This window comes from Halobellus sp. Atlit-38R (assembly GCF_003665925.1).
GTDB lineage: Archaea > Halobacteriota > Halobacteria > Halobacteriales > Haloferacaceae > Haloquadratum > Haloquadratum inordinatus.
Map to the genome: position 1 here is coordinate 1 of NZ_QXIJ01000350.1, position 451 is coordinate 451.

Below are 451 nucleotides of genomic sequence, written 5' to 3' on the forward strand. Positions count from 1 at the left end.
CCCTGACGCTCGCCGTGATTCTCGCCGTCGCGACCGCCCCGGTCGCCGCCGCGACCGGCCCGACCTCGCCGTGTTTCCCCGGCGAGGGCCACCAGTTCGACATCGGCGGCGAGGGCGCGGGCATCGACCTCGTGGTCTTCCTCTCGGTCTTCGAGAACCTCGGCGGCGAGGGCGGCTTCGGGATGGAAGCCGGCGGCTCCGTCGGCAACGACTCCATCGTCCAACTCCGGGCGGGGGTTGCCTTCGACGGCGTCGGCCCCGCCGCGGCGTTCCTCTCTGACCCCTTCTCGCGGTTCAGCGTCGTCTACGACTACTCGATGAACCTCCCGATGTTCGCCGTCTCGGGCATCGAATCGAGCTACGAGGACGACGGCTCGCCGGTGGGCGGACTCGACGCGAAGTCCTGTTAGTCAGTCGTCCGCGGCCGCGGGGTCGGTGACGGACTGCGCCG

Annotated in this window: 1 protein-coding gene; it reads left to right on the forward strand. The window is 70.7% G+C overall.

All coding sequences use genetic code 11. The annotated features are described in order from the left end of the window. Positions 1 to 2 precede the first annotated feature (2 nt). On the forward strand, positions 3 to 410 hold the full coding sequence (locus tag D3D02_RS19775) for a hypothetical protein (RefSeq protein WP_121571395.1): 408 nt from the start codon (positions 3 to 5) through the stop codon (positions 408 to 410). The last annotated feature ends 41 nt before the right edge of the window (positions 411 to 451 follow it).